The 9,302-nt window shown below is 43.3% G+C and carries 10 protein-coding genes, 1 tRNA gene and 1 pseudogene; 4 read left to right on the forward strand and 8 right to left on the reverse strand.

Annotation, left to right across the window (positions count from 1 at the left end):
* Positions 1-252: 252 nt before the first annotated feature.
* Positions 253-369, forward strand: a complete 117-nt coding sequence (gene petG, locus O9295_RS18075; RefSeq protein ID WP_002738052.1) for a cytochrome b6-f complex subunit V — start codon at positions 253-255, stop codon at positions 367-369.
* 170 nt (positions 370-539) lie between these two features.
* Here petG and O9295_RS18080 read toward each other — a convergent pair whose 3' ends face one another.
* The gene (locus O9295_RS18080) at positions 540-1,091 is read right to left on the reverse strand and encodes a 1,2-dihydroxy-3-keto-5-methylthiopentene dioxygenase (RefSeq protein WP_288034300.1); all 552 of its coding nucleotides are present in this window, start codon (positions 1,089-1,091) and stop codon (positions 540-542) included.
* 131 nt (positions 1,092-1,222) lie between these two features.
* On the opposite strand from O9295_RS18080, the gene O9295_RS18085 reads away from it, so the two are divergent.
* A tRNA-Ala gene (locus O9295_RS18085) sits at positions 1,223-1,295 on the forward strand.
* 61 nt (positions 1,296-1,356) lie between these two features.
* Here the strand turns inward: O9295_RS18085 and O9295_RS18090 are convergent.
* The 6 genes and pseudogenes from O9295_RS18090 to O9295_RS18115 form a co-directional block, all read right to left on the reverse strand.
* Positions 1,357-1,626, reverse strand: a pseudogene (locus tag O9295_RS18090) (NAD-dependent epimerase/dehydratase family protein); the annotation flags it as partial.
* 27 nt (positions 1,627-1,653) lie between these two features.
* The gene (locus O9295_RS18095) at positions 1,654-2,859 is read right to left on the reverse strand and encodes a glycosyltransferase (protein ID WP_288034312.1); all 1,206 of its coding nucleotides are present in this window, start codon (positions 2,857-2,859) and stop codon (positions 1,654-1,656) included.
* 475 nt (positions 2,860-3,334) lie between these two features.
* Positions 3,335-4,402 carry an NAD-dependent epimerase/dehydratase family protein gene (locus tag O9295_RS18100; RefSeq protein ID WP_061431064.1) on the reverse strand — a complete coding sequence of 356 codons (1,068 nt, stop codon included), beginning with the start codon at positions 4,400-4,402 and terminating at the stop codon, positions 3,335-3,337.
* A gap of 70 nt (positions 4,403-4,472) precedes the next feature.
* On the reverse strand, positions 4,473-5,252 hold the full coding sequence (locus O9295_RS18105) for a pantothenate kinase (protein WP_288034305.1): 780 nt from the start codon (positions 5,250-5,252) through the stop codon (positions 4,473-4,475).
* A gap of 172 nt (positions 5,253-5,424) precedes the next feature.
* Positions 5,425-6,261, reverse strand: coding sequence for a metallophosphoesterase (locus O9295_RS18110; protein ID WP_288034307.1), 837 nt, complete (start codon positions 6,259-6,261; stop codon positions 5,425-5,427).
* Between the two features lie 111 nt (positions 6,262-6,372).
* Positions 6,373-7,608: an LL-diaminopimelate aminotransferase gene (locus O9295_RS18115; RefSeq protein WP_110543982.1), complete on the reverse strand. Its 1,236-nt coding sequence runs from the start codon at positions 7,606-7,608 to the stop codon at positions 6,373-6,375.
* A gap of 153 nt (positions 7,609-7,761) precedes the next feature.
* Here O9295_RS18115 and O9295_RS18120 point away from each other — a divergent pair, with 153 nt between their 5' ends.
* Positions 7,762-7,974, forward strand: a complete 213-nt coding sequence (locus O9295_RS18120) for a DUF2839 domain-containing protein (protein ID WP_002759416.1) — start codon at positions 7,762-7,764, stop codon at positions 7,972-7,974.
* A gap of 121 nt (positions 7,975-8,095) precedes the next feature.
* Here the strand turns inward: O9295_RS18120 and O9295_RS18125 are convergent, their stop codons facing one another.
* Positions 8,096-9,031, reverse strand: coding sequence for an NAD-dependent epimerase/dehydratase family protein (locus O9295_RS18125; RefSeq protein ID WP_288034310.1), 936 nt, complete (start codon positions 9,029-9,031; stop codon positions 8,096-8,098).
* Positions 9,032-9,121: 90 nt separating this feature from the next.
* Between O9295_RS18125 and O9295_RS18130 the strand changes: the two genes are divergently transcribed.
* The coding region (locus O9295_RS18130; RefSeq protein ID WP_287683465.1) for a helix-turn-helix domain-containing protein at positions 9,122-9,302 on the forward strand (181 nt) is incomplete at its 3' end.

Consider the following 9,302-nt stretch of genomic DNA (forward strand, 5'->3'; position numbering starts at 1 on the left):
AATCAAAAAGTACCAGGCATGGGAGTGATCAGGGGGAAAATTGAGGTACTTTTTCCCTGAAAATTAGGTAGTTGACCACCTGAAAATCGGTAAAACCCTACACCCCACACCCCACACCCCACACCCTACCCCCAGGAAAAACTTTTTCAGCAGACCCTATTTAATAAGTATGTGCGATCGCCCTATCTTTCCAGGGCAACCGCTGCTACGATAAAATACGGGTGAAAAATTGCTAATCCAAGGAGTACAGACGTGATTGAACCTTTAGTGCTAGGGATTGTCCTAGGCTTAATTCCCATTACCCTAGCGGGTTTGTTCGTTGCCGCCTACTTACAGTACAAACGGGGCAATCAATTCGGCTTAGACTAAATCTATCACGCCAATACCCCGAATTGAGACAATCTCCCGTCAAGCTAGGCACTAGACGGGAGATTTTCAACAGGACAAATTTGCCGCTTAACAGATTGTGGCTGCCGGCGTTGCCATCCCTGCACAACTCCTCTGTCTTATTGGGAAAGCGATCGCCAAAAAACCAAAGGCTACACGGCTGTTAAACTAGGAAAACGAATGACAGTTTCCGTATATTCGGGAACCCATCCGACGGTACTGGTAAAATAACGCACTGCTTTAACTCGTTTACTGGCAGTGAGGTGAAACCAGTGTTCGCTATGGGCGGGAACATTGATATATTCTTGAGGTTGAATAGTTAATTCCCCCTGAGAACCATCGGCAAAGACAAAGCCAAAAACCCCCTCCCCATCAATGATATAACGCACCTCATCGTCGGCGTGGGTGTGACAGCGCTCGAACTTTGCCAGTAAAGTGTCGAGATTGGGAATTTCAGGGTGTAAAACGATTAAATCTCTAGCTTGATAACCCGCTTCTTGTTTAAGTTGCTCAAAATAACCGTCTAAGCTGGTTAAAACTATTTCTTTTTCTTCGTCAGTGAGAGAAGCTTGTTTAAGTAGCTGACGAGTGGCTTCGTTTTCGATCGGCCAATAGTTTAAAGTGACATTTAATTTGGCCAATTCCAGACTAATATCGGCTAACTGGGTATAGGTTGTCCCATTCTCTAAGCGTAGTATCGCCATTGGTTATCATCCTCAAGATTACTTTTTCTATTTTAAAGTTTTCCAGAGAGAAGCCGCTCGATTTTTTGCCCCTCGATCCCTTGCCAGTTCCTAGGATTTTCTGCTCAAAAATGCTATTATATTCTATATATGGGGAATTAGCTCAGTTGGTAGAGCGCTGCGATCGCACCGCAGAGGTCAGGGATTCGAGTTCCCTATTCTCCATTTTCCAGAGATATTAACCAGAAAGCAACTAGAAAATACCTTTTAATTCCTTCCCGTGATTATAACCAGCTAAAACGGAAGGTTCTGCCGAACATTCTCGGATTAAATCCACTGGCAAAGCGGATGCTTCTAAGTCTTCCGCATTTCTGACATCTCCATGTACAAACTCAATTCCCGCTTGTTTGAGACGGGGAATATTTAACTCGGAACCGCGACGTTTTAAGTTATCTAAAGCGATAATTTTCCAGTCGGGATAGAGTTGGGCTAATCCTAAACCTAAGGAACTGCCCACAAAACCCGCACCACCAGTAATTAACACTTGCCTAGTCATCAAAAATACTCCTCTAGATGATAATTATCAAACAACTTGATTCTTTTTCTGTTTGCGCTTATAGTCGCCTCGAGAAAGGTGTTTTTCTAACCAGATAGAGAGAACTATAAATAAATAACGACTGCCCATTTCCTTGAGTTTTAACTTGGAAACCCCCGTGGTACGATTGCGCCAAGTGATGGGAATTGTCGTATAGGAATATCCTCGCACGATTGCTTTTAAGGGCATCTCTACTGTTAAGTTAAAATGGTGAGAGAGTAGAGGTGAGATTCCTTCGATAACATCCTTACGATAGATTTTAAAGGCGTTAGTGGTATCATTAAATTTTAGCCCAAATAAAACTTGAATGAATAGATTAGCCAAACGATTAATGAATAACTTGTGCATGGGATAATCAATAACTTTTCCTCCTTTGATAAAACGGGAACCAAAAACGCAATCGTAGCCTTCTTGGAGTTTATAATAATAGTCCACCATGTTATCGGGAGAGTCGGAATTATCTGCCATTACTACTGCAACTGCATCCCCGCTAAAATTTTCTAATCCACAGCGTACCGCAAAACCAAAACCGTTGGGATAATAGTTATTGATGTAACGAATCCGAGGATTTTCTTGGTTGATTTTTTGCAGAACTGCTTCGGTGTTATCTTTGCTATTGTCATTAACCACTAGGATTTCATAATCAATTTTATCCTCTTCTAAACGTTCAGATATTAAGTGAGTTGTGCTTTCGATGCAATCTTCTTCGTTGTAAGCAGGAATAACTATTGATAAGGTTTTTACTGCATAGTTATCCCTTGATTGACGTGGGTGAGAGTAACCGTCCATCTGGAAAGCTGGTGCTAATCCTTCGGGATAGTACATTTCTGTCTCATTAGTCTTATTCTTGGGTTTAAAAACTAGGCTATCACTGGCGACATAATTGATACTGGCCCCCAGTAAAACCCCAATCATTGTGTTAACTCCGGGGCTAATTCCTAACCAGTTTAAGAAGGGAAATATCAAAAAAACTCGCAGTAAAACGGCTAAACCTGCCGAGAGATGATAGAGAGGAAGTTGTATCAAAATCACATCTCTGATTGTCCAATCTCCCCCAGTCCACACCCAGATTCTGTAGATAAAGAAACTGGCAATTAAAGATATTTCTATCGAAATGACATTAGCAACATTCTTCAGAAATGGGGTATTGAATCCCAAGTCATCAATGAACCAATAAATTAAGAATAAGTTAATTAGGGTCTGCTGAAAAAGTTTTTCCTAGGGGCAGGGTGTAGGGTGTAGGGTGTGGGGTGTGGGGTTTTACCGATTTTGAGGGGGTCAATTACCTAATTTTCAGGGAAAAAGTACCTGAATTTCCCCCTGATCACTCCCATATCTGGTACTTTTGGATTTCAAAAAAGGCTAAAAGTCTTATCCAGCAAGGTTTTTAGATTTATTCAGCAGACCCTAATTAAAAATGCCACTCCCCCAGCAGTGAGAAATCGGAAAATTTTATTGTTGTAGATTTTAGTTAACATAATGGTATCTTAAAATATGCTCTGGTTTAGTTTTTCTAGGTCAATATTGCGATTAATAACATTATTAATGTCCTCTGGTTAACTAATTGACAGAGTCCCTCAATTACTAGCAGTATATTTTGCTAAAAATCACTTTGGTAACGAGGGAAAACTAGCAGATAAAAATTGACCAGAATAATTCTTGATTTACCCTAAGTCCAACGGCTAACGTTTTGACTAAAAATCTCTTTGAGAATATCTGTTACTGTGTAGGTTAACTGCCAATCAGGATAATGATTTTTAAACTTACTCACATCAGAAATCCACCAGATATGATCACCAATACGATTAGTCTCTACATACTGCCAGTTTAACTTTTTATCCGCAATCGCTTCACATTCTTGAATAGCTTCTAACATGGAACAATTACTAAAGCGACTACCACCGATATTATAAACTTCTGCTACTCGCGGAGTCTGATAAAAATGATAGAAAGCATTGACGAGATCGTAACTATGAATGTTATCGCGTACCTGCTTACCTTTATACCCATAAATACTGTATTCTTTGCCGATCATCGTACATTTCATTAAGTAGGATAAAAAACCGTGTAATTGCGTTCCCGAATGACTTGGACCGGTTAAACAACCGCCGCGAAAAGAGGCTGTTTTCATCTCAAAATAACGACCGTATTCTTGTACTAACACATCCGCCGCCACTTTCGAGGCACCGAACAAAGAATGTTTACAAGCATCAATACTCATCAACTCGTCAATACCATGAGCAAAATAAGGATGATTTTCCGAGATTTCCCAACGTAATTCTTTTTCTACTAAAGGTAATTCATTCGGTCTATCCCCGTAAACTTTATTGGTGGAACAGAAAATAAATACTGCTTGGGGACAGTGTTGACGAGTATTTTCTAATAATACTAAAGTTCCGTTAGCATTGACACTAAAATCCATATAGGGATCCTTTGCTGCCCAATCGTGGGAAGGTTGCGCCGCCGTGTGGATAATTAAGGATATATCATGACTATAGGTTTTAAATATATCTGCAATAGCTTCATGATCCCGAATATCCACAGCATGGTGAATGTATTTATCCCCGTAATCTTGCGATAATTTGGCTCGATTCCACTCCGTTGAAGCGTCTTCGCCAAAAAATACCTGACGCATATTATTATCAATTCCGACGACGGTATAACCCCGATCACAAAAAAATCTTACTGATTCGGAACCAATTAAACCAGCAGAACCGGTTACTAGAACGATCGCCATAACTATATCCTGAATTTTTTGCCTAGTTGTTGAGAAATTTCCCAAGTTGAGAAAACTTTCTCCGACTTTACTAGATAGGTTCGCCTTTGTCAATTAAACAGGAGGAGATTCCCTTAACTGCGGCAATTCCCTCAAAAATGATCGTCTTATCCACTAGGGGTGATTTAATGGCCTTTTCTTGCCAGTAATCCCTAATTAAGTCCCCATCTCCCCCTGTTAAAATTATCCCGCTCTCTGGATATAAATTTAACCATTCCAGACTGAATTTTTCTATTCCCGCCAAAATTGTATAAATTATCCCACTTCTTATACCTTCTGCTGTTTCCTTTGCCCACATCTGCGGTAATCTTTCCGATAAGGACACCTCTGGTAAGGCTGCCGTCCGTTCCCTTAAACTGGCTAATTGCACCCTTAACCCGGGTAAAATTGCTCCCCCCACTAGCTTTTTATCCCCATCCACCCCCGTAAAAGTTAAGGCTGTTCCCGCATCGATGACTAAACAGGGAAATCCGTATTTTTTTCCCGCACCTAAGACAGCTAAAGCTCGATCGATGCCGAATGTCGGATATAAATCCAGTAAAGGCATATCTTTTAAAGTAATTATCCGTAAATTGCCATAATTTGCCCATAATTCTCTTTGGTTAGGAACCACGGAGGCGACAATCAATGCACAGTTACATTTATTTGTCAAGAGTTTAGGGAAAATTTGTTGCAAAAATTCATTACTTAGGGGTTCCCTCAGGTGGGGAGTATCGAGACAAGCTAACAGGGTTTGACCGCGAAAATACCCCCAATGTAGCCGAGAATTGCCGATCATCAAACCTATCCAGTCAGTATCTTGCTCAGTCATTTATTTAGTGGAAAGTGGGGGGATGGGGATTTTTCAGTGAGCAGTAACCAGTGGGGTAGTGGGGTAGTGGGGAGCGGGGAGATGGCGAGCTTTTTTGCTGTGATCGGTAAACGGTAAAGAGTAATCAGCGAACTGAAAACTCAACTCTGATCACTGATCACTGATCACTGATTCAAGACTGACTGCTGTTGATCAAAGTAATTACCGTCACTTCGGGGGGACAAAAAAGACGACCGGGAAAATAGGTTCCTAAGCCTCGATTGACATATAATTGATTTTCCCCGACTCGGTGAAATCCCTCGGACCATTGCCAGTATCGGACTACTCTGCTAAACTGCCGGTGAAGGGGAACCCATTGACCATAGGGTTCGGGCAGCGATCGCCTAAGTTTCTCTAAAACTATCGGTAGGGAACCCATACCCGGGATAGTCACTTGGCCTCCGTGGGTATGACCGGATAACTGCAAATCCACGCGCCAATCCCTTAAAACCATGGCTGTATCGGGATTGTGGGAAAGGACAAGTCTGGGTATATCGGGAGCAATTTGCTCAAGGATTTGCGGTAAAAATTCCCCGGACCAATAATCGGCCAATCCGACGATGGGAAAATTTTCGCCGTAGGGTGTGACGATTTCATTCCAGAGTACCCGAATTCCCACGCTAGTTAAGGCTGATCTGACGGTTTCCCTTGCGTGGGGAGGATAACTGTCATGATTTCCTAAACAAGCATAAATACCCCCTTGACTTTTGAGAGCTTTTATGCTATCGACCAGGGTAAAAATTGGCCTGGGACTATCGGTAATAAAGTCCCCCGTCAGGAAGATGAGATCGGGTTTTTCTTGATTAGTAATGGCGATCGCTTCTTGCAGGACAGCTACAGGCAAATGCTGTGCATCGCAGTGCAGATCTGACCACTGCACCAACTTGATCCCTTGCAGATGTGCCGGTAGGCCAGCAATTGCGATCGTTAATCTTTCTACCTGTAAGGATTCTAACCAAAAGGGTCGCATCGGTGAGCCGTTGTCGGTGAGTAGTTACCGAAAAATTGGGTGTGTCAACAGTCTATCAATTCCCGATGGGGTTGTTGGGGGATGCTTCCGCCAACATCCCTCTTTTGACCATTAGCCTTGAAATTTACTGATAATTCTTTCCATAGCGGCCTCGACATTGGCACGACTATTAAAAGCCGACAGCCGGAAATAACCCTCTCCGGCAGCCCCAAAGCCAGATCCGGGGGTCCCCACCACATTACAGGTATGTAGCAGTTTATCGAAGAAATCCCAACTCGATAGACCTTGGGGCGTTTTTACCCAAACGTAGGGCGCATTTACGCCACCATGGACTTCTAAACCGGCGGCGGTTAATTTTTCTCGGATAATTGTTGCATTTTGTAAATAAAACTTGACAAGTTCTTGTACTTGTGCTTGTCCTTCCGGGGAATAAACCGCCTCGGCCCCCCGTTGGACAATGTAGGAAACGCCGTTAAATTTGGTCGATTGCCGACGATTCCACAGTTTCCAGAGTTGCACATCCGTCCCGTCGGCCGCTTTGGCCATCAGACTTTGGGGAACCACGGTTAAAGCGCAACGGGTCCCGGTAAAACCGGCATTTTTAGAAAAAGAGCGAAATTCGATCGCACATTGCCGCGCCCCCTCGATTTCGTAGATGGAATGGGGTAAACTGGCATCGGTGATAAAGGCCTCGTAGGCCGCATCAAAAAAGATAATCGATCCGTTGGCCCTAGCATAATTAACCCAAGCTGTCAAGTGTTCTTTGGTAGCCGTGGCCCCGGTGGGATTGTTGGGAAAACAGAGATAGATTAAATCGACTTTTTCCGCCGGAATCTGGGCAGTAAAGTTATTTTCGGCGGTAATTGGCAGATAAATCAAGCCCTCGTATTCGCCGCGGTCGTTGACCTCTCCGGTGTGTCCGGCCATAACGTTAGTATCGACGTAAACGGGATATACTGGGTCAGTAACAGCGATCGAGTTATTATCTCCAAAAATATCGAGAATATTGCCCGTATCGCACTTAGAACCGTCAGAAATAAAGATTTCATCGGCACTTATCTCACAACCGCGAGCCTGAAAATCATGGACGGCGATTTTCTCCCTTAACCAAGCATAACCCTGTTCGGGCCCGTAACCCTTAAAGCTAGAGCGATCGCCCATTTCCTCCACCGCTTTGATCATTGCCTCACGACAAGCTAGGGGCAAAGGTTCGGTGACATCCCCAATCCCCAGACGGATAATATTAGCATCGGGATTAGCTGCCGCAAAAGCTTGGACTCGTCGGGCAATTTCTGGGAAAAGATAACCCGCTTTTAGTTTTAAGTAATTACTGTTAATGGTTGCCATAATTATTCTCGTTTCAGTCGCAACCTTTAATTCTATAATAGTCGGTCATCAGCCGTCAGTTTCGATCGCCCTCCTTCACGGACTGGGAGTGAGTGTAGGCGGTTGTCTTTCGATATACAATCAGATAAAAACCTCTTAATAACTGACATTAGTATGGGTGAATCAAAACGTCGTCAATCGGCCCTGGGTGATAAGTATGGACAGGAAGAAAACATCCTGCCTTGGCTACCGATTACCAAAAGTCAAGCATCCCAAGCTTACAAGTTAACCACTAGGGGTGCCTGGATTGGTATAGGAGTTTTAGCTGGGGTTTGGGTAGTTATTCGTTTTGTCGGGCCGGCCTTCGGTTGGTGGAATGTCCAATAACTGGTTAAAGCTGCATCAGTTTGGGGGTTAGGGTTTTAGGGTTTTAGGGTGTTGGGGTTTTAGTTGAAATTCCCCCACTTCCCCACTTCCCCACTTCCCCACTCCCACCAAAAAATTAATTTTATTGGTTTGCCAAGATCTGGTCATCGATCGCCCAGTCTATTTCTTGCCGATCGCGACCGGAAGGGAGATAATCATTCTGGAAGGAGTCTGCTAAACCACTGACGAGATCATATTCAGGCTGCCAGTTTAACTCCCGGGTGGCCTTATTAATATCAGCGTAAAAATGTTGAACCCGCAGGGGGAAAGGTTTCTTTTTGCCGAAGTCAAATTTTTTGGGGTTATAGTTAACAATCTCGATTTCCTCGGCATTTTTCCCCATCGCTGCCGCGCAAGCTTTTGCTAAACCGTTAAAAGTTACATAGCGATCGCCAGAAATATTATACACTTGACCGATAGCCTGAGAATTGCCCAATACTGCGGCCATGGCCTTAGCTAGATCGACAACGTGACCAAATTGGGTAAAATGTTCCCCATGACCGGGTATAGGAATAGGACGATTACGAACCAAACGGTCAAAAAACCAAGCTTCTAGGTCATTATAGTTCCCCGGTCCGTAGATATAAACCGGACGGATGGAAGTCCAGGGTAAACCCATCTCGCTTAAATAGTTTTCTGTCTCGTGTTTTCCCTTGTGGCGACTTTTGGGATCTAGTTTATCCCCTTCTTTATGGGGCATTTGGTCGGATTTTAGATAAACCCCCGCCGAGCTAACATAGACAAAATGCCCGATTCTTTCCCTAAAAATCTGGACGAGGGGCTGAGTATCACTTAATTCTCTGCCATTGTTATCGAAAATTGCCTCAAAACTCTCATTTTTAAGCTTTTCTTTCAGTTGCGCTGGGTCAGTGCGATCGCCATGAATCTGTCGTACTCCAGCAACCGGAGCGGGTTTATTGCCACGATTGAATAATACTACCTCATGACCCTGTTCTACTAACACTTTAGTCAAAGAAACACCGATAAATCGGGTTCCACCCATAATTAAAATTTTCATCGAAAATTTGGGTCTGAAACCCCGCCGTTTTACGGCGGCTTTACTGTTAAATATTAGCACATTTACGAAATATATGCTAAAATATGAGACATGGAAAAAGCCTATTCTTACCGATTTTACCCCACACCCGAACAAGAGTCGCTATTGCGGCGCACATTGGGCTGTGTAAGATTAGTTTACAACAAAGCTCTCCACGAACGAACACAAGCTTGGTACGAAAAGCAAGAAAGAGTAGGCTACGCTCAAACTTCTTCAATGTTGACCGATTGGA

The organism is Microcystis sp. LE18-22.4A, assembly GCF_027531105.1.
GTDB classification, from domain to species: domain Bacteria; phylum Cyanobacteriota; class Cyanobacteriia; order Cyanobacteriales; family Microcystaceae; genus Microcystis; species Microcystis aeruginosa.

What these genes read in the sequence shown, in the direction of transcription:
- O9295_RS18080 (WP_288034300.1), bottom strand. Translation starts at nt 1,091, where the DNA reads ATGGCGATACTACGCTTAGAGAATGGGACAACCTATACCCAGTTAGCC.
- O9295_RS18100 (WP_061431064.1), bottom strand. Translation starts at nt 4,402, where the DNA reads ATGGCGATCGTTCTAGTAACCGGTTCTGCTGGTTTAATTGGTTCCGAA.
- O9295_RS18105 (WP_288034305.1), bottom strand. Translation starts at nt 5,252, where the DNA reads ATGACTGAGCAAGATACTGACTGGATAGGTTTGATGATCGGCAATTCT.
- O9295_RS18110 (WP_288034307.1), bottom strand. Translation starts at nt 6,261, where the DNA reads ATGCGACCCTTTTGGTTAGAATCCTTACAGGTAGAAAGATTAACGATC.
- O9295_RS18115 (WP_110543982.1), bottom strand. Translation starts at nt 7,608, where the DNA reads ATGGCAACCATTAACAGTAATTACTTAAAACTAAAAGCGGGTTATCTT.
- O9295_RS18120 (WP_002759416.1), top strand. Translation starts at nt 7,762, where the DNA reads ATGGGTGAATCAAAACGTCGTCAATCGGCCCTGGGTGATAAGTATGGA.
- O9295_RS18125 (WP_288034310.1), bottom strand. Translation starts at nt 9,031, where the DNA reads ATGAAAATTTTAATTATGGGTGGAACCCGATTTATCGGTGTTTCTTTG.